Annotated in this window: 17 protein-coding genes and 1 pseudogene; 10 read left to right on the top strand and 8 right to left on the bottom strand. The window is 61.1% G+C overall.

Features of this window, described 5'->3' with window-relative positions:
* Positions 1-92: 92 nt before the first annotated feature.
* A complete protein-coding gene (gene grxD, locus ACQKIK_RS13070; RefSeq protein WP_463285960.1) occupies positions 93-419 on the top strand; it encodes a Grx4 family monothiol glutaredoxin in 327 nt (108 codons plus the stop codon).
* Positions 420-577: 158 nt separating this feature from the next.
* On the opposite strand, the gene bfr is transcribed toward grxD, so the two are convergent.
* Together bfr and ACQKIK_RS13060 are read right to left on the bottom strand one after the other, a co-directional pair.
* A complete protein-coding gene (bfr, locus tag ACQKIK_RS13065; RefSeq protein WP_046162435.1) occupies positions 578-1,048 on the bottom strand; it encodes a bacterioferritin in 471 nt (156 codons plus the stop codon).
* Between the two features lie 198 nt (positions 1,049-1,246).
* Positions 1,247-1,465 (bottom strand): bacterioferritin-associated ferredoxin, encoded by a 219-nt coding sequence (locus tag ACQKIK_RS13060; protein WP_499136251.1) that lies wholly within the window; start codon positions 1,463-1,465, stop codon positions 1,247-1,249.
* A gap of 175 nt (positions 1,466-1,640) precedes the next feature.
* Here ACQKIK_RS13060 and ACQKIK_RS13055 point away from each other — a divergent pair, with 175 nt between their 5' ends.
* Complete coding sequence (locus ACQKIK_RS13055) at positions 1,641-2,183, top strand: YaeQ family protein (RefSeq protein ID WP_499136250.1); 543 nt, start codon at positions 1,641-1,643, stop codon at positions 2,181-2,183.
* A 115-nt stretch (positions 2,184-2,298) separates the two neighbouring features.
* Here ACQKIK_RS13055 and ACQKIK_RS13050 read toward each other — a convergent pair whose 3' ends face one another.
* The 3 genes from ACQKIK_RS13050 to ACQKIK_RS13040 are packed head-to-tail and all read right to left on the bottom strand — an operon-like array spanning position 2,299 to position 4,660.
* Positions 2,299-3,213 (bottom strand): 5-oxoprolinase subunit C family protein, encoded by a 915-nt coding sequence (locus ACQKIK_RS13050; RefSeq protein ID WP_499136249.1) that lies wholly within the window; start codon positions 3,211-3,213, stop codon positions 2,299-2,301.
* Positions 3,210-3,914 (bottom strand): 5-oxoprolinase subunit PxpB, encoded by a 705-nt coding sequence (gene pxpB / locus ACQKIK_RS13045; RefSeq protein WP_499136248.1) that lies wholly within the window; start codon positions 3,912-3,914, stop codon positions 3,210-3,212. The genes ACQKIK_RS13050 and pxpB overlap by 4 nt, the downstream gene beginning before the upstream one ends.
* Positions 3,911-4,660: a 5-oxoprolinase subunit PxpA gene (locus ACQKIK_RS13040; protein ID WP_463285964.1), complete on the bottom strand. Its 750-nt coding sequence runs from the start codon at positions 4,658-4,660 to the stop codon at positions 3,911-3,913. The genes pxpB and ACQKIK_RS13040 overlap by 4 nt, the downstream gene beginning before the upstream one ends.
* A gap of 305 nt (positions 4,661-4,965) precedes the next feature.
* On the opposite strand from ACQKIK_RS13040, the gene recJ reads away from it, so the two are divergent.
* The 8 genes and pseudogenes from recJ (at position 4,966) to ACQKIK_RS13000 (ending at position 15,939) form a co-directional block, all read left to right on the top strand.
* On the top strand, positions 4,966-6,681 hold the full coding sequence (gene recJ, locus ACQKIK_RS13035) for a single-stranded-DNA-specific exonuclease RecJ (protein ID WP_499136247.1): 1,716 nt from the start codon (positions 4,966-4,968) through the stop codon (positions 6,679-6,681).
* Positions 6,682-6,735: 54 nt separating this feature from the next.
* Positions 6,736-6,909 (top strand): annotated as a pseudogene (locus ACQKIK_RS13030) (PhoU domain-containing protein); the annotation flags it as partial.
* Between the two features lie 201 nt (positions 6,910-7,110).
* The gene (locus ACQKIK_RS13025; RefSeq protein ID WP_499136246.1) at positions 7,111-9,207 is read left to right on the top strand and encodes a molybdopterin oxidoreductase family protein; all 2,097 of its coding nucleotides are present in this window, start codon (positions 7,111-7,113) and stop codon (positions 9,205-9,207) included.
* Positions 9,208-9,502: 295 nt separating this feature from the next.
* Positions 9,503-10,612 (top strand): NADH:flavin oxidoreductase/NADH oxidase, encoded by a 1,110-nt coding sequence (locus ACQKIK_RS13020; RefSeq protein ID WP_463308587.1) that lies wholly within the window; start codon positions 9,503-9,505, stop codon positions 10,610-10,612.
* 27 nt (positions 10,613-10,639) lie between these two features.
* A complete protein-coding gene (locus tag ACQKIK_RS13015; protein ID WP_499136245.1) occupies positions 10,640-11,410 on the top strand; it encodes a tellurite resistance TerB family protein in 771 nt (256 codons plus the stop codon).
* A 156-nt stretch (positions 11,411-11,566) separates the two neighbouring features.
* Positions 11,567-12,662, top strand: a protein-coding gene (gene prfB, locus ACQKIK_RS13010; protein ID WP_101153256.1) for a peptide chain release factor 2 whose coding sequence is annotated in 2 segments (ribosomal slippage) — positions 11,567-11,638 and positions 11,640-12,662 — 1,095 coding nt in all. Because the reading frame shifts where the segments join, the coding sequence is not laid out codon by codon here.
* Positions 12,663-12,856: 194 nt separating this feature from the next.
* On the top strand, positions 12,857-14,359 hold the full coding sequence (lysS, locus tag ACQKIK_RS13005; RefSeq protein WP_463308585.1) for a lysine--tRNA ligase: 1,503 nt from the start codon (positions 12,857-12,859) through the stop codon (positions 14,357-14,359).
* A 284-nt stretch (positions 14,360-14,643) separates the two neighbouring features.
* On the top strand, positions 14,644-15,939 hold the full coding sequence (locus ACQKIK_RS13000) for a flavohemoglobin expression-modulating QEGLA motif protein (protein ID WP_045425353.1): 1,296 nt from the start codon (positions 14,644-14,646) through the stop codon (positions 15,937-15,939).
* Positions 15,940-15,999: 60 nt separating this feature from the next.
* Here the strand turns inward: ACQKIK_RS13000 and ACQKIK_RS12995 are convergent, their stop codons facing one another.
* The 3 genes from ACQKIK_RS12995 to dctP all read right to left on the bottom strand — a co-directional run bounded on the left by ACQKIK_RS12995 (position 16,000) and on the right by dctP (position 18,959).
* Positions 16,000-17,310 carry a TRAP transporter large permease gene (locus tag ACQKIK_RS12995; protein WP_045425356.1) on the bottom strand — a complete coding sequence of 437 codons (1,311 nt, stop codon included), beginning with the start codon at positions 17,308-17,310 and terminating at the stop codon, positions 16,000-16,002.
* Entirely contained in the window at positions 17,307-17,846 is a 540-nt protein-coding gene (locus tag ACQKIK_RS12990) for a TRAP transporter small permease subunit (protein ID WP_045425359.1), read from the bottom strand. Before ACQKIK_RS12990 ends, ACQKIK_RS12995 begins: the two co-directional genes overlap by 4 nt.
* A 78-nt stretch (positions 17,847-17,924) precedes the next feature.
* Entirely contained in the window at positions 17,925-18,959 is a 1,035-nt protein-coding gene (gene dctP, locus ACQKIK_RS12985; protein WP_045425362.1) for a TRAP transporter substrate-binding protein DctP, read from the bottom strand.
* Positions 18,960-19,369 lie beyond the last annotated feature (410 nt).

The raw sequence follows: 19,369 nt of genomic DNA, 5'->3' as shown, positions 1-19,369 counted from the left end.
GGATGCGAGCTGATAAAAGCCGAGCCCGTGACTCGGCTTTTAGGCTGCTGTTCTGTACAATGCGCGGCAACCGAGACTAGCCGAGGTGCCCCATGGATATCATCGAAACCATCAAAGAGCAGATCGAAAAGAACCCGGTGCTGCTTTATATGAAAGGCTCGCCCAACGCCCCGCAGTGTGGCTTTTCTGCCCGTGCGACCCAGGCTGTGATGGGCTGTGGCGAGAAGTTCGCCTACGTCGACATCCTGCAAAATCCTGAAATTCGCACCAATCTGCCGAAGTATGCCAACTGGCCGACCTTCCCCCAGCTGTGGGTGGATGGCGAGTTGGTCGGTGGCAGCGACATCATCCTGGAAATGTTCGAAAAGGGTGAGCTGCAACCGCTGATCAAGCAAGCCGTTGAGAAAGCTAACGCCTGATCGCGACTCCAAAAAGAGAACCCGCCTGGCCGCGGGTTTTTTTTCGTCTGCATCTCGGCTCGCTCAGGTCAAAAAGCGGCTCGTGTTTACAGCGAGGTGCTAGGCAATAACGAAGAAACGGGAGCCGAGGCTCCCGTTTCATTACAGCTCGAACGCTTTTACTCGTCCATCTGCGACTGCAGATAGTTCTCCATGCCGACCTTGCCGATCAGGCTCAGCTGGGTTTCCAGCCAGTCGATATGTTCTTCTTCGGATTCCAAGATGTCTTCGAGCAATTCGCGGGTGCCGTAGTCACCGACGCTCTCACAGTAGGCGATCGCGACCTTGAGATCCTGGATGCCACTCTGCTCGAGCTTGAGGTCACATTCGAGCATTTCGCGAGTGTTTTCACCGATCAGCAATTTGCCGAGGTCCTGCAGGTTAGGCAGGCCTTCGAGGAACAGGATGCGCTTGATCAGCTTGTCAGCATGCTTCATCTCGTCGATGGATTCTTTGTACTCATGCTTGCCGAGCTTGCCGAGTCCCCAGTCTTCATACATGCGCGCATGCAGGAAATACTGGTTGATTGCGACCAGTTCGTTGCCAAGGATCTTGTTCAGATGCTGAATGACCAGCTTGTCGCCTTTCATGTTGGTGCCCTGCGTCGAATCGGGTTCGTTGATAAGCGCAGTCTGGCCACGAACCTAGGCACTGTCAAACCTAAGTCCTTGAATGATAAAGGGTAAAGCGGAATAAGAATAAGTCTGTTCCGCGACTTGGCGCCAAGGCGTTGATTCGCGGGCAGAAAAAAGCCGGCATGTGCCCGGCTCCGGAATATCGACAGGGTTTCAGGCGGGCGCAAAACCTGCAGGGTAAGCGAGAGAAGTGTTGGCGCTCTGGATATCGCTCAGGGTTTCGCGAACAACCTGCTTGGCAACGCACGCGCATTTACCGCATTGCGTGGCCACGCCAGTAGCATCTCGCACTTCACGATAGCTGCAGCAACCTTCGTAAATGGCTTCACGGATCTGGCCGTCGGTAACGCCCTGGCAAAGACACACGTACATATGAACTTCCCGTTGGGTCTGCGAATAAGCGGATGCTAAATATAATGAGAACGATTGTCAAAGAACGCTCGTCGGATTTTACCCTCTCCGGGCGGCGCGGGAACCCACGCTGCGGTCGCCTCTGAGGCTGTGCCAATAGGCTAAACTGCGCCTCCTTTTGCCGCCTGGAGCTGTCATGGCCCTGCAAGCCACACCTTATAAGGTAGAGATCAATCTCACCGATCTTGACCGCCACGTGTATCAGGATCTGCGCTTCACTGTTGCTCGGCATCCCTCGGAAACCGAGGAGCGGCTGGTGGCACGGCTGATCGCTTACGTGCTTTGGTATGACGAAAAGCTCGCGTTCGGCCGGGGGCTGTCGGATGTCGATGAGCCGGCGCTCTGGGAGAAGAGCCTCGATGACCGCGTGCTGCACTGGATCGAGGTCGGCCAGCCGGATGCCGAGCGGATCACTTGGTGCTCGCGGCGCGCCGAACGTTTCAGCCTGGTGGCCTACGGCAATCTGCGGGTATGGCAGACGAAGGTGCTCGACAGCGTGCGCAGCCTGAAAAAGATCAACGTGGTAGCGGTGGGGCAAGAAGCGCTGGAAGCCGTCGCGCGCGATCTGCCAAGGTCGGTCAGCTGGAGCGTGATGGTCAGCGAGGGCGCACTGTTTATCACCGACGAGCGTGGCCAGCACGAAGTGCCGTTGGAGTGGTTGGTTGGCGATCGCGGCTGAGCCTTCAGCGGCTGACAAGTCTGGCTTCTAGGCCTGAGCCAGGATTGTCAGTACTGCGCCTGCTCGGACACTTACAGGCTGGTCAGCCGTGCATGGTTTCGCGCCGCTGACGCCGTTAGTGCCACTGGGCGAGCAACAGCCGTTGCTCGCGTTGCGCGGCTTGCAGTGCCACCGGTTTCAATTGCACCTCGGTGCCTGGCAGGCACTGCGCCAGGCGTGCGACCGCAAGTGGTGTCAGCGCTCCCAGTCTCGGGTAGCCGCCAATCGTCTGCCGGTCATTGAGCAATACGATGGGCTGGCCATCTGGCGGGACCTGGATGGCGCCCAGCGGCACGCCTTCTGAAATCATCGTTTGCCGTGAACAGCGCAGCATTGGCCCTAGCAGACGAATGCCCATGCGGTCGGCACGCTGATCCACTGTCCATGAACAATTGAACGCCTCGAACAGGCTCTGGCCGCTGAAGTCTCCGATCTGCGCCCCTAACACGACATGGAGCTGGGTTTCGGTAAACAGTGCTGGGGTCTGTTCAGGCCTCAATTCGCGCTTGCTAGCTAGGGCGCCATTCCAGGCCAGAAGGTCGCCTGTAACCAGTGGCTGGCCATTGCCGTGCAAGCCGCCGAGTCCCTCTCTGCGTACCGTGGCGCAGCTGCCCAGAAGTTGCGGCGCCGTGAATCCGCCGGGGGCGGCGAGATAGGCGCGCGCGCCCAGCTGCGGCGCGCCGAAACGCAGGCGCTGGCCCTTGCGGATGTTGAAGTTGCGTCCTGGCGTGATGGGTTTGTCTTCCAGTGTTGCGGCGAGGTCGGCGCCGCACAAGGCCAGGTAGCCGTCCGCTTCAGCAAGCAGAACAAGATTGCCCAGGGTGATTTCCACTGTCGCGGCCTGAAGCGGATTACCCAGCAGCCAGTTGGCCGATGCTTGCGACACCCAATCGGCAGCGCCACCCTGAGTCACGCCCAGATGACGAACGCCAAATCGACCGCCGTCCTGCAGACTGGCCAGGGCGCCGCTGCGCTCGATCAACAGGCTCATGGCGCTTCCTCGTAGGGCGTGTCGTCCCCGCCAAGCCGCAGGAATTCGGCGCGATCAATGGGTTGGAAACAGACCCGGTCACCGGGTTGCCAGATGCTGTAGCCGTCCAACTCCCGGTCAAACAGGCGAGTTGGGCTGCGTCCTATGAGGTTCCAGCCGCCTGGCGATACCAGCGGGTAAATGGCCGTCTGGCGATCGGCGATCCCCAGGCTGCCGGCTGGCACTCGTTTACGCGGCGTTTGCAGGCGCGGGCTGGCGAGGCGTTCGTCGACCAAGCCCATGAAGGCGAAGCCCGGTGCAAAGCCGAGCGCAAAGACCTGATAGGTGCGCGCGCTATGCCTTTCGATCACGCCTGCCGTGCCGAGCCCGCTGCGTCGGCCCAATACCTCCAGTTCAGGTCCGACGCTCGGGTCGTACCACACCGGAATGTTCAGTTCGCGTACCTGTCCGCCTGTATCCGGCTGCAGATCATGCAGCGCTTCAGCCACTCGCTGACGCGCCTGATCATCATCCAGTTGGCTCAGGTCGTAATGCACCAGCAAGGTTGTGTAGGAGGGCACGAGATCTAGCAGCGCCCCACCGAAAGCCTCGCGTAGCCGCCGGGCCGCTGCGAGTAGCCACGGCATGTGGGTTTCGTCGATCTCGTCGAACAGGCGCAGCATCAGACAATCGATGCCGACCACTTCGATTCGTGGCTTCATCCTGCCAGGCTCTGGAGTGTCTGGCGTATCCGCTGGACTGCGGCGACGGAGCCGGCGTTGTCCCCATGTACGCAGAGGCTGTCGGCGCGCAGCACCAGCGCGCTGCCGTCGCTGGCGGTAAGTGCTTCGCCTTTAGCCAGGCGTAAGGCTTGGGATGCGACTATATCGGCGTCGTGATGAACGGCGCCGGGCTGACTGCGAGAGATCAGCATGCCGTCCGGGTCGTAGGCGCGGTCGGCGAACACTTCGAACCACAGGGTCACACCAAGCTCGTCGGCTAGCATCTGGGCAGTGCTGTTGGCACGAGTGGACATCAGCATCAAGGGCAGCGCCGGCGAGTAGGCGATCACGGCTTTCATCACCGCGCGGAGCAGTTCGGGCTTGCGCATCATGTCGTTGTAGAGCGCGCCGTGCGGTTTGACGTAGCGAACCTGAGTGCCTTCGGCGCGGCAGATGCCGTCCAGTGCGCCGATCTGATAGAGCAGCATGTTCTCTACTTCATCCGGGCTGCAGGCCATGGAGCGCCGACCGAAGCCGACCAAATCGGGGTAGGCGGGGTGCGCGCCGATCTTCACCTCATGTTGCGTTGCCAAGGCGACGGTGCGGCGCATGATCTGCGGGTCCGACGCGTGAAAGCCGCAGGCGATGTTGGCGCAATCGATGAAGGGCATGACCTCGGCGTCCAAGCCCATCGTCCAGGCCCCGAAACTTTCGCCGATATCGCAATTAAGTAGCAGGCGCTTCATGGCGGTCTCCGGGGTAATGGCGGGTTTCGTATGGCCTAGTGCGGTCGCCACGATGATAAAGCATTGATCTGCGATTGCTGATCATTGGGCACACGTCGGCGGGCGGCCCGGCAACATTTCATTCCTGTATGCTTGCGGCCGGTCCAAGCGGCGCAGGTCGCGTCAGCGCTTCCCGCTGCGACTGTCTGGCCCTTTGCGTCAATAGCCGACCCTGCCAGTCGCGTCTGCCACGTCCTGCGTTTGGCTGCCCGGCCCCGCTCGCTACATCAATGTCACTCACTTCAGTTGCACTGGATAATCAACAGATGCGCATCGAACCCCGTCCTCTTCCCGAACAGCTCCCCGACCTGGGCGACCTGCCGCCGCTGCTGACGCGTCTCTACGCAGCCCGTGGTGTGCAGTCGATCAGCGAGCTGGACAAGGGCCTGGCGCGGTTGATCCCCTATGGCCAGCTCAAGGGCATCGATGCCGCCGTGGTATTGCTGGTCGATGCGCTGGAGGCCCGCCAGCGCATCCTCTTCGTTGGCGACTTCGATGCCGACGGCGCCACCGCCAGTACGGTGGGTGTGCTGGGGCTGCGCCAGCTGGGCGCAGCGCATGTAGATTATCTGGTGCCCAATCGCTTCGAGTACGGCTACGGCCTGACGCCGGAAATCGTTGCTGTCGCCCTCGAGCGCCAGCCTGATCTGCTGGTGACCGTGGACAACGGCATCTCCAGCGTGGATGGCGTCGCGGCGGCCAAAGCGGCGGGGCTCAAGGTGCTGGTGACCGACCATCACCTGCCGGGCGCAGAACTGCCGGCGGCCGATGCCATCGTCAACCCCAATCAGCCGGAATGCGCCTTCCCGAGCAAGTGCATCGCCGGGGTCGGGGTAATTTTTTATGTGCTGCTGGCCTTGCGCGCCGCGCTACGTGATAGAGGCTGGTTTACCCGCAATGGCTGGGCCGAGCCGAACCTGGCCGAGCTGCTGGACTTGGTTGCGCTCGGCAGCGTTGCCGATGTGGTGCCGCTGGACGCGAACAATCGAATCCTCGTTCATCAAGGTTTGGCTCGGATCCGTGCTGGTCGTGCACGGCCCGGGTTAAGGGCAATTCTGGAGGTCGCCGGGCGCGATCATAGCCGCATCACCTCGACTGATCTTGGCTTCATCCTTGGCCCGCGATTGAACGCAGCGGGGCGGCTGGACGACATGGCGCTGGGTATCGAATGCCTGCTTTGTGAAGACGAAACACTGGCGCGCGACATGGCCGTTCAGCTCGATCAGCTCAACCAGGACCGCAAGGGTATCGAGCAGGGCATGCAGCGCGAGGCGCTGGCGCAGTTGAAGGATTTGCCACTCGAAGACATGCCATTTGGCCTCTGCCTGTTCGAACCGGACTGGCACCAGGGCGTAATCGGCATCCTCGCTTCACGGCTCAAGGAACGCTATCACCGTCCGACCATCGCCTTTGCCGACGCTGGCGAGGGCGTGCTGAAAGGCTCCGCGCGTTCGGTGCCGGGCTTTCATATCCGTGATGCACTGGATGCTGTCGCGGCGCGCCATCCCGGCCTGATCAGCAAGTTCGGCGGCCACGCGATGGCGGCTGGTCTGTCGTTGCCGGAAGCGAATTTCGGTGCGTTCGCGGCGGCCTTCGACGCTGAGGTGCGGCGTCAGCTGTGCGAAGACGACCTCACCGGGCGACTGTTAACCGATGGGCAGCTGAGCATTGAGGAGTTCCATCTGGAGTTGGCCAAGGCGTTGCGCAATGCCGGGCCCTGGGGGCAGCACTTTCCCGAGCCGGTGTTTCACGGGGTGTTCCAGCTGGTGCAGCAGCGACTGGTCGGCGAGAAGCACCTGAAGATGGTGCTCAAGAGCGAATGCGGCTCGCTGACCCTCGATGGCATCGCCTTCAACATCGATCGCGAGCTTTGGCCCAACCCCACAGTGCGCTGGGCCGATCTGGCCTACAAGTTGGATGTGAACGAGTTTCGCGGTCGGGAAAGCGTGCAGCTACTTGTGGCGCATATAGCGGCGCGCTGACCGATCGAATCTGCCCGCTGGGCATGTAGAGGCTCAGGAGCCTTAGGTGAGTTTCTGCTGCGTGGAGGCCTTGATCGCGAGCAAGCTCGCTCCTACAACGCGCTGATCAATGCCAATTCCGGGCTCGCGCAGCAGGTGCGCGACGTGGATGAGCAGATCAACGACATGGAGCGCGACATCGACGAAGAGTGCATTCGTATCCTCGCGCGCCGGATAGCGGCTCGCTCCACATCGATGCTGCCAGCTTGTCGGTGGCTCGGTGTTGGGATGTCTCCGGCAGAAAGGCTGCTCTCGCTCCAAGGGTAACGGGCAGCTGACGAAGATCGGTTATCTGAATCGCCCCATATATGCCACGACGTGCATGATTGGCGCCGGCCTGGCTCCGGCCTAGAGTGATTGGATTACAAGAACAATCCTCCGGAGCCTGCGATGAGCGAAACGACCCAGCACCACCGTGCCTGCCACCTGTGCGAGGCTATCTGTGGCCTGACCATCGAAACCCGCGATGAGCAGATCGTCTCCATCAAAGGCGACGCTCAGGACAGCTTCAGTCGCGGTCACATCTGCCCCAAGGCCGTCGCGTTGCAGGACATCCAGAACGATCCGGACCGCCTGCGCCATCCGATGCGTCGTGTCGGCAACGAGTGGCAGGCGATCGAGTGGGACGAGGCGTTTGCGCTGGTCGCCGAGCGCCTGGCTGAGATCCGCGAGCGGCATGGCAATAACGCCGTGGCGGTCTACCAGGGCAACCCCAGCGTGCACAACTACGGGCTGATGACCCACAGCAACTATTTTCTCGGTCAGCTGAAAACCCGCAATCGCTTCTCCGCCACCTCGGTCGATCAGCTGCCCCACCACCTGACCAGTCTGATGATGTACGGCCACGGCCTGCTAATCCCGATTCCCGACATCGACCATACGGATTTCATGCTCATTCTCGGTGGCAATCCGCTGGCCTCCAACGGCAGCATCATGACCGTCCCAGACGTGGAAAAGCGCCTCAAGGCCGTGCAGGCGCGCGGCGGCAAGCTGGTGGTAGTCGATCCGCGCCGTAGTGAAACCGCCGCTATTGCCGATCAGCATGTGTTCGTCCGCCCGGGTGAAGATGCGGCGTTGCTGTTCGGCTTGCTCAATACGTTGTTCGATGAAGGCCTGACACGTGCCAGCCATCTTCCGGTAGAGGGGCTGGATGAACTCCAAGCCGCGGTTACGCCGTTCACTGCGGAAGCGATGGGGCCGCGCTGCGGCGTGCCGGCAGAGCAGATTCGACAACTGGCGCGGGACTTCGCTGCCGCAGACAAGGCGGTCTGCTACGGGCGGATGGGCGTCTCGACTCAGGCGTTCGGGACGCTGTGTCAGTGGCTCGTGCAGTCGATCAACCTGGTGACAGGCAACCTGGATCGTGTGGGCGGCGCGCTTTGCACGGAGCCGGCGGTGGACCTGGTCGCGAACACCTCAGGTGGGCACTTCAACCGCTGGCAGAGCCGCGTATCGGGCCTGCCGGAATACGGTGGCGAGTTGCCGGTATCAGCATTGGCCGAAGAAATGCTCACCGAAGGGGAAGGACAGATTCGGGCGCTGGTCACCGTTGCCGGCAACCCGGTGCTTTCCACGCCGAACGGGCGAAAAATGGAACAGGCGCTGGACGGATTGGAGTTCATGCTCAGCGTCGATTTTTACATCAACGAAACCACCCGCTACGCCGACCTGATCCTGCCGCCGACAGCGCCGCTGGAGCATGATCACTACGACACTACCTTCAACGTCTTCGCCGTGCGCAACGTTACCCGCTTCAACGAGCCGGTCCTCCGCAAGCCGGCGGGTGCGCTGCATGACTGGGAAATCTTCGTCGGTCTGGCCCGGGCCTTCGCAGCGCGGGTCGGCGCTGAGCTCAAGCCCACCATGGCGCCAGATCAGATGATTGACCGTGGCTTGCGCGCCGGCCCGTATGGCGAACAAAGCGAGCTCAACTTGAGCCTCTCCAAGCTGCGCGACTATCCGCACGGGCTCGATCTCGGTGCGCTGAAGCCGAATCTGGCCAGCCGCTTGAAAACCGAGGGGCAGCGGGTCCAGGTGGCGCCATCGCTGTTCCTCGGTGATCTCCAGCGTTTCGCTGCGGCGACCAGTGTGCCTGCCGGTCAGTTGTTGCTGATTGGGCGCCGTCATGTGCGCAGCAATAACTCCTGGATGCACAACTATCACCGTCTGGTGAAGGGTAAGCCGCGTCATCAACTGCTGATGAATCGGGCAGATTTGAGTCGGCTGGGACTGCATGACGGTCAGCGCGTGCGGGTGCGCTCGCGGGTTGGCATGATCGAAGTTGAAGTCGCCACCAGCGACGAGATGATGCCCGGTGTGGTCAGCCTGCCGCATGGCTGGGGCCATGGTCGTCCCGGCGTCCAGCTGGAGATCGCCAATCGTCAGCCGGGCGCCAGTGCCAACGACCTTACCGATGAGCGCCAGCTCGATGCCTTGTCTGGAAACGCAGCGCTCAATGGTGTGCCGGTCGAGGTTGAGGCGGCGTAACTGAAAGCATTGGTTGATCGGGGCGGGCAAGCCGATCTTCTGATGCTCTAACTCTTTCTAGACAAGCTGGAGCCCGAAGCCCGCGGCATTAGCCAACGTTGCGCGCGACGCCGCCCCGGATGCATCTTCACGTTGTGCGGGCGTTGCGCCGCACCGGTGACGGGATTTCGCTCGCGCACAGCTTGCAACACCCCGTCACCGATTCTTCGGCAAACACAGTCCAAGCCGAGCAAAGTCACCGAAACAGTCTGTACTGAAGGATGTCCAAAACGCATCCCATGCAGTCGAGGTTTCCATGACACAGCTCTTCCAGCCGCTCACCCTGCGCCAGCTGACCCTGCCCAATCGTATTGCCGTATCGCCCATGTGCCAGTACTCGGCTAAGGCTGGCATGGCCAACGATTGGCATCTGGTGCATCTGGGCAGTCGTGCGGTGGGTGGCGCGGGGCTGGTGATTATCGAGGCAACTGCAGTTACAGCCAACGGGCGGATTTCGCCAGAGGATCTGGGCATATGGTCGGATGAGCACGTGGAGCCGCTGCGGCGTATTACGCGCTTCATCGAGGCTCAGGGTTCGGTCGCGGGCATTCAGCTGGCGCATGCTGGCCGCAAGGCCAGCACCTGGCAGCCGTGGCTAGGACGCCACGGTAGCGTTCCCATCGCCGCTGGAGGCTGGACACCGGTGGGGCCGTCGACCATTGCCTTCGACCCGGAGCATGCGGTGCCCACTGCGCTCGATGACGCAGGGATCGCAGACGTCATCCAGGCATTCGTTCGTGCCGCCGAGCGTTCCCTGGCGGCGGGCTTCAAGATCGCAGAGATACACGCCGCCCACGGCTACTTGCTGCATCAGTTTCTCTCACCGCTTTCCAACCAGCGTCAGGATGGCTATGGCGGTTCGTTTGAAAACCGCATTCGGCTGCTACTGGAGGTTACCCAGGCGGTGCGCACCGTATGGCCGGAGGAGCTGCCGCTATTCGTTCGCCTGTCGGCAACCGACTGGGTTCAGGACGGATGGAATTCGGAAGAAACCGTCGAACTGGCGCGTCGGCTGAAGACGCTGGGCGTCGACTTGATCGACGTATCGTCCGGCGGTACAGCGGTCAACGCCGAGATTCCCGTTGGGCCGGGTTATCAAACCCAGTTTGCCGAGCAGGTCCGCCGCGAAGCGGGTATCGCCACTGGCACGGTCGGCATGATCACCGAGGCGGTCCAGGCCGAACACATTCTGCGCACAGGTCAGGCGGACCTGATCCTGCTCGCCCGCGAGCTGCTGCGCGACCCTTACTGGCCGCTGCATGCGGCCGAAGATCTGGGTGATAACTCGGTGCCCTGGCCTGCCCAATATGTACGTGCAGCCCATCGTAATACGCCGATCCGGCAGGTCCCCGATTCGCTCGACTAACCCCTCCATTCGTAAGCAGGAAATATTATGAAAGCCTCCGGTTTGCTCGATCAGCTGCTCAAGTCTGGGCAGGACCTTCTACAAAAACAGCAGAACTTCGTTACGCCTCCAGGCGCTCCGAAGGGCAGCAGCAGCGGCTCGCTCGGTGACATGCTTTCCGGCGCAGGCGGACCACTCGGCAGCTTGCTCGGAGGTGCGGGCGGCGGTGGGAAAGGTGCGCTGGCAACCGGCGCGCTTGGCATGTTGCTCGGTAGCCGACGAGGGCGTCGCATGGGTGGCAAGGCCGTCACCTATGGCGGGCTGGCCGCGCTCGGCATGCTGGCCTACAAAGCCTACGGCAACTGGCAGGCACAACAGGCGCAGCAGGGTGGGGCTGGGGTGAATCAGCCGAACCCCGTTCAGACCGAGCCAAAGACCGTGGACCGGCTGCCACCCGAGCAAGTGGAAGAGCACAGCCGGGGCATCCTCAAGGCGCTGGTCGCCGCGGCCAAAGCCGATGGACACGTCGACGAGCAGGAACGCAAGATGATTGAGGCTGAACTGGCCCAGCTCACTGATGACCCAGCTTTGCAGCATTGGCTTGAAGCCGAGCTGAACAAACCACTCGATCCGGTAGACGTCGCCGCGGCTGCTACCACGCCCGAAATGGCGTCGGAGATGTATATCGCCAGCGTGCTGATGGTGGACGAGGAACAGTTCATGGAGCGTGCCTACCTGGACGAACTGGCCCGCCAGTTGAAACTCGATGCGGGGCTGAAGGCCGAGCTGGAAAGCCAAGTGCGCGGCGTCTCCGCCTGACCGCATGCGGGGCGGTCACTGGGCCGCCTCCGCTCGTTCCTAAACTAAGTCCGCTTGACTTTTGCCGCTCCGGCGGTCCCGTGTGGGCTGTCAGCGGCGGCCTGCTGCGCTATAATCGCCGGCTTTTCGCACCGTCCGATTGAGAGCTGCCGACCTATGGAAATCAACCCGATCCTCAACAGCATCAAGGACCTGTCCGAGCGCACCCAGTCAATTCGGGGGTATCTTTGACTACGATCAGAAGCATGATCGTCTCGTCGAAGTAAACCGCGAACTCGAAGACCCGAACGTCTGGAACAAACCTGAGTACGCCCAGAACCTGGGCCGCGAGCGCGCCACCCTGGCGCAGATCGTCGAGACCATCGACGACCTCGAGGGTGGCCTGGCCGATTCCCGCGACCTGCTCGACATGGCTGTCGAAGAAGACGACCAGAGCGCCGTGGACGATGTCGCCGCCGAACTCGACCGCCTGCGCGGCATCCTCGAAGGGCTGGAATTCCGTCGCATGTTCAGCGGCGAAATGGACCCCAACAACGCCTACCTCGACATCCAAGCCGGTTCCGGCGGCACCGAAGCCCAGGACTGGGCCAACATCCTGCTGCGCATGTACCTGCGCTGGGCCGACAAGCGCGGTTTCAGCGCCGAGATTGTCGAGCTGTCCGAGGGCGAAGTCGCCGGTATCAAGGGCGCCACTGTGCACATCAAAGGCGAGTACGCCTTTGGTTGGTTGCGCACCGAGATCGGCGTGCACCGCCTGGTGCGCAAGAGCCCGTTCGACTCTGGCGCCCGCCGCCACACCTCATTCTCAGCAGTGTTCGTCTCGCCCGAGATCGACGACAGGGTCGAGATCGACATCAATCCGGCCGACCTGCGCATCGACACCTACCGCTCTTCCGGTGCCGGTGGTCAGCACGTCAACACCACCGACTCGGCGGTACGTATTACCCACGTACCAACCAACACGGTGGTGGCCTGCCAGAACGAGCGCTCCCAGCACGCCAACAAGGACACCGCCATGAAAATGCTGCGGGCCCGGTTGTACGAGCAGGAAATGCAGAAGCGCAACGCGGCCTCCCAGGCGCTGGAAGACACCAAATCCGATATCGGCTGGGGTCATCAGATTCGCTCCTATGTGCTCGACGACTCGCGCATCAAGGATTTGCGTACCGGCGTGGAACGTAGCGACTGCCAGAAGGTGCTGGACGGCGACATCGACCAGTACCTCGAAGCCAGTCTGAAGCAAGGGCTTTAACGCTACTGAGCTTGGCCAGCGTGGGTGGGCCGAAGCGGAACGCCGCCCGGCCCACCCAACTCGAGTTCCAGTGTCCAGATGTAGGGTGGGCTTCAGCCCACCAAAGTAGGGGCAGGCCATGGTGGGCTGAAGTGAAACGCCTTCCAACACACCCTCCCCGGGATTCATTCATTCGATCTAGGCATTTTTAAACCATGAGCGAACAACCGCTGAACCAGCACGCCATCCACGAGGAAGAAAACAGCCTGATCCTTCAGCGCAAGGAAAAACTGGCTGCCGAACGCGCCAAGGGCAACGTTTTCCCCAACGACTTCCGTCGCGACAGCTATTGCAACGACCTGCAGCAGAAGTACGTCGACAAGACCAAGGAAGAGCTGGCTGAAGCGGCGATCCCGGTAAAGGTTGCCGGACGCATCATGCTCAATCGCGGCGCCTTCATGGTCCTGCAAGACATGACCGGGCGCATCCAGGTCTACGTCAATCGCAAGACGCTTCCGGCCGATACCCTGGAAGCGATCAAGCACTGGGACCTGGGCGACATCATCGCTGCTGAAGGCACCCTGGCGCGTTCAGGCAAGGGCGATCTTTATGTCGAGATGACCGACGTACGCCTGCTGACCAAATCGCTACGCCCGCTGCCGGACAAGCACCACGGCCTGACCGACACCGAGCAGCGCTATCGCCAGCGTTATGTCGACCTGATCGTCAACGAGGAGACTCGCCACACCTTTCGCGTGCGTTCGCAGGTGATCGGCCATATCCGCAAGTTCCTCAACGAGCGCGACTTCCTCGAAGTCGAAACGCCGATGCTGCAGACCATCCCCGGTGGCGCCGCGGCCAAGCCGTTCGAAACTCACCACAATGCGCTGGACCTGCCGATGTTCCTGCGTATCGCGCCGGAGCTGTACCTCAAGCGCCTGGTGGTCGGTGGCTTCGAGCGTGTCTTCGAGATCAACCGCAACTTCCGTAACGAAGGCGTTTCGACCCGGCATAACCCCGAATTCACCATGCTCGAGTTCTACCAGGCCTACGCCGACTACGAAGACAACATGGACCTCACCGAAGAGCTGTTCCGCGAGCTGGCGCAGCTGGTCCTGGGCAGTACCGATGTGCCGTACGGCGACAAGCTGTTCCACTTCGGCGAGCCCTTCGCCCGGCTCTCGGTGTTCGATGCGATTCTGAAGTACAACCCCGAAATCAGCGCCGCCGACCTGCAGGACATCGACACCGCACGTGGCATCGCCAAAAAGGCCGGCGCCAAGGTGCTCGGCTTCGAAGGGCTAGGCAAGCTGCAGGTGATGATTTTCGAGGAGTTGGTCGAGCACAAGCTGGAGCAGCCGACCTTCATCACCCGTTATCCGTTCGAAGTCTCGCCGCTGGCGCGTCGCAGCAACGACGACCCAAGCGTCACCGACCGCTTCGAGCTGTTCATCGGCGGCCGTGAAATTGCCAACGCTTATTCCGAGTTGAACGATGCCGAAGACCAGGCCGAGCGCTTCCATGCACAGGTCCGCGACAAGGACGCTGGCGACGACGAGGCCATGCATTTCGATGCCGACTTCGTCCGTGCGCTGGAATACGGCATGCCGCCGACCGCGGGCGAAGGCATCGGCATCGACCGTCTGGTGATGCTGCTGACCAACTCGCCATCGATCCGCGACGTGATCCTGTTCCCGCACATGCGTCCCGAAGTCTGACCATGGCGCGCAGCCGCTCGGATGTTCGGTCGAGCGGCCGTCTTACCCACGCTGTGATTTGAGGTCGCGGCGCGGGTTACAAGGGGAACTCCGCCAAGGTCATGCTCAGGCCTAAGCGGCATCGCTGGGGTTACCCAGCTGGCCTCTTCGGCCGGGTTCAGATCGGTCGATGTCCGCCGACACACTTCCATACGCTTAGCGGGCCGTTCGCGAACCGGGCACGGATTGCCATGGCCCGCTGGTGTATAACTTGAAGGCGACGGCTCATCACTGACGAGGTACGGATGAATACCCGCAACAACCTGGATGAATACCAACTCACGGTGCGCGGCCTGTCCGATCGCATCGTCGAGGCGCAAACCCCGGTGCGGGTGCTCGATGCGGTGAAGTGGGACGACAACGTCCGCCAGGGCTTTTTCGCCGCCGGCGGCCGTGAGCTGCCCAAGGTCGACCGCGCCTACTACGAGGGCCGTCCGCTGGGCTTCGATTCCAGCGCCAAGAAGGAAGAGTTCCAGAACATCGAGCGCGACATCACCCGTCAGCTGGGGCAATTCAACCCGGTCGGGCAGATCATGCGACGCATGTGCAAGGAATACCGCATGGTGATCCGCATGCTCGAGGCCCGCGGCACCGCCGATTTCGGCCTGATTTCCCAAGAGCTTTATGGTGCCGCTTCGGACGCCTTCCATGCCGGTGATCCGACGCTCGCCGACCTCGGGCTGATGCTTTCCGACTACCTGAACAACATCGCCGACCGCGGCGACCTGAAAGACGAAGCCAAGATCCTGACCGCACCGCAGGCGGTGGATATGCTCCAGCGTCGCCTGGACTTGGTGTTCGGTGAAGGCGAGGGCGTGATCCGGGTGTTCGAGTCCGACGGCATCCTCGCTGATGCCGCCGCTGGCGCCGACTACATCAAAATCCGCAGCGATGCGATGTTCAACGAACGCGACGTGCGTGCGCTGGAGGTCCACGAGGGGCTGGTGCATGTCGGCACCACGCTCAACGGGCAAAACCAGCCGATCTGCACCTTCCTCGCCAAGGGGCCGCCGTCGTCGACGGTGACCCAGGAAGGCCTCGCAATCCTGATGGAAGTCATCGCATTCGCGTCTTACCCGACCCGCCTGCGCAAGCTCACCAACCGCACCCGCGCCATCCACATGGCCGAAGAGGGCGCGGATTTTCTGGATGTGTTCGGCTTCTTCCGTGAGCAGGGTTATTCGGAGGAAGACAGCTACGGCAATGCCAGCCGCGTCTTCCGCGGGTCGACGCCCGATGGCTTGCCCTTCACCAAGGACCTGTCCTATCTGAAGGGCTTCATCATGATCTACAACTACATCCAGCTGGCGGTGCGCAAGGGCAAGCTGGAGCAGATTCCGCTGCTGTTCTGTGGCAAGACCACGCTGGAAGACATGCGCACCCTGCGCCAGTTGGTTGAGGAGGGCATGGTGGTGCCGCCCAAGTATCTGCCACAGCAATTCCAGGATCTGAATGCACTGTCGGCCTGGATGTGTTTTTCAAACTTCCTCAATCACCTGAGCCTGGATCGGATCGAAGCGGATTACGCCAATATCATCTGACCGGAGCGCACAAAAAAGCCGGAGCTTTCGCTCCGGCTTTTTCGTTTCAGCGACCCGTCGTCAGAACAGCGTATTCGGCAGGTAGGTTGCGATCTCCGGGAATAGCATGATGATGCCCATGCCAATGATGTTGACGATCACGAAGGGTATGACCGACCAGTAGATGTCTTTCATGGTGATGCCGGGCGGCACGATGCCTTTCAGGTAGAACAGGTTGAACCCGAACGGTGGCGTCATGTAGCCGATTTCCATGTTGATCACGAACAGCACGCCGAACCAGATCGGATCGAAGCCGAGTGAAGCGACGATTGGCAGGAATACCGGCAGCGTGATCAGCATGATGCCGACGGGGTCGAGCAGCATGCCCATGACAAAGACGATCGCCATCATGACGATGATGATGGCCCAGCGGCCCCCAGGCAGATCCATCATCAGCCCTTCGATCAGCGACTGCGCGCCCATACCCTGATACGCCGAGCTGAACGCGTGGGCGGCGAACAGGATCCAGGCGATCATGCCGGTCAGTTTGAACGTGCGGATGGCGGCTTCCTGCAGCACAGGCCAGTTCAGCTTGCGGTAGACGGCAGCGGAGATCAGCGCGCCGAATACACCCATTGCGGCTGCCTCGGTCGGGGTCGTCAAGCCGCCAATGATCGAGCCGAGCACCATGACAACGATGCCGATGGGCAGCAGCACTGCACGTATCGCGCGCAGCTTGTCGCCCCAACTGCCTCGCTCTTCCTTAGGCAGTGCGGGTGCCAGATGGGGCTGCAGGAACGAGCGCACCAGCACGTAGGTAACGGTCAGCGCGACCAGTAGCAGACCCGGCAAGACGCCTGCCGCGAACATCTTGCCGACCGACTGGCCGCTGATCATCGCGTAAAGGATCATCATGATGCTCGGTGGAATCAGGATGCCCCAGCCGCCGCCGGTGTTGATGCAGCCAAGCACCATCCGTTTGTCGTAGCCGCGTTCGAGCATCGCAGGCAGGGCAATAGTGCCCATCGCCACGACCGCCGCGCCGCTGATGCCGACCATGGCACCGAACACCGCGCAGATCCCCAGCGTGCCGATTGCCAGCCCGCCACGCATGCCGCCGCACCACAGGTGCATCATGCGATAGAGGTCGCGTGCTACGCCGGTTCGTTCGAGCAGCATGGCCATGAATACGAAGAGCGGAATGGCGACCAGCGTGAAGCTTTCCATGGTGCCCCACATCTGCGAGGCGACCATATAAAAGGCGTCAACGCCCCAGGTGAAGTAAAGGAACAGCACCGAGACACCGCCCAACACAAAGGCCAGCGGCAAGCCAAGTACCAGAAAGAAGACCAGTGTCAGGAAGAACAGCAGCGTGGTGATTTCGATGCTCATTGCGCATCCCCCGCGTGACTGGTGTCGCTGGGTGATTCATGTCCTAGCGCAATAAGGATGTCCTGCAGCAGCTTGGCGATCCCCTGCAGCAACAACAGCAAGGTGCCGAGCGGGATCATCGCCTTGATCGGCCAGACCGGCGGATTCCAGGCGGAGTAGGAGGTTTCCATGCCTTGAACCGACTCCCAGGCCATGGAGCTGCCGAAATACAGCAGTGCGGCCATAAACAGGAAAAACATGCTTGAGGTGAAGATATCGACCCAAGCGCGTGTGCGCGGACCGAAGGAGGCGTAGAGCAAATCCACATTGACGTGGTCCCGGTGCGCCATGACATAGCCACCAGACAGCACGACATAGGCCCCGAACAGCATCTGTCCGAGTTCGTTGGTCCAGGAGGTCGGGCTCGAGAACAGATAGCGCATGAAGACTTCGAGCAGCAGCAGCATGAAAATCAGGAAGATTAGATAGGCCACCCAGCGGCCAATGAATTCGTTGAGCCGGGTGATGCCGTTGATGTAGGCATGAATCAGGCGCATGACAGGCCCCACGAGCAAGGATTGAGCGAATCACACCCCCGGCGCGTGATCGCGCCGAGGATGGGTCAGGCGAGGGGTTTACTGGTAGCCGAGGTCACTGAGGAAAGTCTTGAGCTTTTGCAGGGCTTCGGCCGACTTGTCACTGCGCTTGCCTTCTTCTTCCCAGGTCTTCTTCGCCACTTCGCGGAGCCGAGCCTGAACGTCTTCCGGCAATACGTTGACCGTTACGCCCTGTTCCTTGATGGCTTTCTGCAAGGCGATCTGTTCCTGATACAGGTACTCGTTGGTGCGATACCAGAACTGCTCATCAAGGATCTGTTTGACGATCTCCTGGTCGCGCTCGGACAGCTTGTCCAGCGCTTTCTGGCTGATGATGATCACATCGGTGCCGGCGATGTTCAGTGCTGGCCGCACGTGATTCTTCGCCACTTCGTAGAAGCTCATGCTGGCGGCACCTTGCACGGCACCCCAATGGGCACCGTCAACCACGCCGGTATCGAGCGCCGGGTACAGTTCGCCGCCAGGCAGATAGGTGGTCGAAGCGCCAGCCTCGTCGAGAAACTTCTGCAGCGCACCGGATGAACGAATCTTCAGCTTGGTGAAATCCTCCCAGCTGTTGATCGGCTTCTTCACCACCATTTCAGTTGGGTAGACCTTGTCGGTCGACCAGTACACGCCGTGTTGCGCGGCTTCTTCACGAAGCATGTCCTCGAAGCCCATCTGCTTATGGAAGTACGCGGCCTCCCAGACATTCTGGAAAGCGAAGGGCAGGCCGGAGGCGATACCGGCGAGGGTCATCTTGTCCTGTGCGTAACCGGGGGAGATGGTGCCCATCTGGACGATACCGCGGCTGACGGCATTGAAGGTTTCCTGCGGCTTGAACAGCGCGCCGGACTCGAACAGCTGCAACTCCAAACGACCATCGGTGCGCCGCTCGATTTCGTTCTTGAGTCTGACGAGGCTGTCTTGATAGGAACTGCTGGCACTCGGCCAATGCGATTGCACGCGCCATTTGGTGACGTCTTGTGCGGCCGCCATCTGCGGAGCCATGGCGGAAACCGCCAGTGCTACCAGACCGGCGGGAACGAGTAGCTTTTTGAGCATGGATTTCATAACGCGTCCTCTTGTTGTAATTGTCTGGCTGAGGCCATCTTCGTATCACGTGCGTCGCATGCTTGTTTCGCACAGCAGAACTGACTTTTGCAAAGCTGATCGAAAGCTAACATAGCGCGGGGCTTTTTCAAGCGCTAGCAGAAGGCTATCGCGCCCTTTCTCGATAATGAGTTCGGCGTCCTGCGACTGGCTAATCATTGCCTGTCCAGCAAAGGTTGAGCTTAGACGGTTCTGTTTGTGGGGCATCATAATTCTGCCTGATGGAACTGGATTCCGAATTGACTCAGCGTTTCCTACATGCCAGCTTCGAAAAGAAGAGGACTCCCCACGAAAACAATCGAGATGACTCGTCATGCGCCTCGACGCAAGAGACACCCAGACGCAAGGTCCGCGCTCCGGTTATCCAGCTG

It is taken from the genome of Pseudomonas sp. NPDC047961 (assembly GCF_050272435.1).
Taxonomy (GTDB): domain Bacteria; phylum Pseudomonadota; class Gammaproteobacteria; order Pseudomonadales; family Pseudomonadaceae; genus Stutzerimonas.
This window is presented reverse-complemented; position numbering and strand designations above follow the sequence as displayed.

What these genes read in the sequence shown, in the direction of transcription:
- grxD (WP_463285960.1), top strand. Translation starts at nt 93, where the DNA reads ATGGATATCATCGAAACCATCAAAGAGCAGATCGAAAAGAACCCGGTG.
- bfr (WP_046162435.1), bottom strand. Translation starts at nt 1,048, where the DNA reads ATGAAAGGCGACAAGCTGGTCATTCAGCATCTGAACAAGATCCTTGGC.
- ACQKIK_RS13060 (WP_499136251.1), bottom strand. Translation starts at nt 1,465, where the DNA reads ATGTACGTGTGTCTTTGCCAGGGCGTTACCGACGGCCAGATCCGTGAA.
- ACQKIK_RS13055 (WP_499136250.1), top strand. Translation starts at nt 1,641, where the DNA reads ATGGCCCTGCAAGCCACACCTTATAAGGTAGAGATCAATCTCACCGAT.
- ACQKIK_RS13050 (WP_499136249.1), bottom strand. Translation starts at nt 3,213, where the DNA reads ATGAGCCTGTTGATCGAGCGCAGCGGCGCCCTGGCCAGTCTGCAGGAC.
- pxpB (WP_499136248.1), bottom strand. Translation starts at nt 3,914, where the DNA reads ATGAAGCCACGAATCGAAGTGGTCGGCATCGATTGTCTGATGCTGCGC.
- ACQKIK_RS13040 (WP_463285964.1), bottom strand. Translation starts at nt 4,660, where the DNA reads ATGAAGCGCCTGCTACTTAATTGCGATATCGGCGAAAGTTTCGGGGCC.
- recJ (WP_499136247.1), top strand. Translation starts at nt 4,966, where the DNA reads ATGCGCATCGAACCCCGTCCTCTTCCCGAACAGCTCCCCGACCTGGGC.
- ACQKIK_RS13025 (WP_499136246.1), top strand. Translation starts at nt 7,111, where the DNA reads ATGAGCGAAACGACCCAGCACCACCGTGCCTGCCACCTGTGCGAGGCT.
- ACQKIK_RS13020 (WP_463308587.1), top strand. Translation starts at nt 9,503, where the DNA reads ATGACACAGCTCTTCCAGCCGCTCACCCTGCGCCAGCTGACCCTGCCC.
- ACQKIK_RS13015 (WP_499136245.1), top strand. Translation starts at nt 10,640, where the DNA reads ATGAAAGCCTCCGGTTTGCTCGATCAGCTGCTCAAGTCTGGGCAGGAC.
- lysS (WP_463308585.1), top strand. Translation starts at nt 12,857, where the DNA reads ATGAGCGAACAACCGCTGAACCAGCACGCCATCCACGAGGAAGAAAAC.
- ACQKIK_RS13000 (WP_045425353.1), top strand. Translation starts at nt 14,644, where the DNA reads ATGAATACCCGCAACAACCTGGATGAATACCAACTCACGGTGCGCGGC.
- ACQKIK_RS12995 (WP_045425356.1), bottom strand. Translation starts at nt 17,310, where the DNA reads ATGAGCATCGAAATCACCACGCTGCTGTTCTTCCTGACACTGGTCTTC.
- ACQKIK_RS12990 (WP_045425359.1), bottom strand. Translation starts at nt 17,846, where the DNA reads ATGCGCCTGATTCATGCCTACATCAACGGCATCACCCGGCTCAACGAA.
- dctP (WP_045425362.1), bottom strand. Translation starts at nt 18,959, where the DNA reads ATGAAATCCATGCTCAAAAAGCTACTCGTTCCCGCCGGTCTGGTAGCA.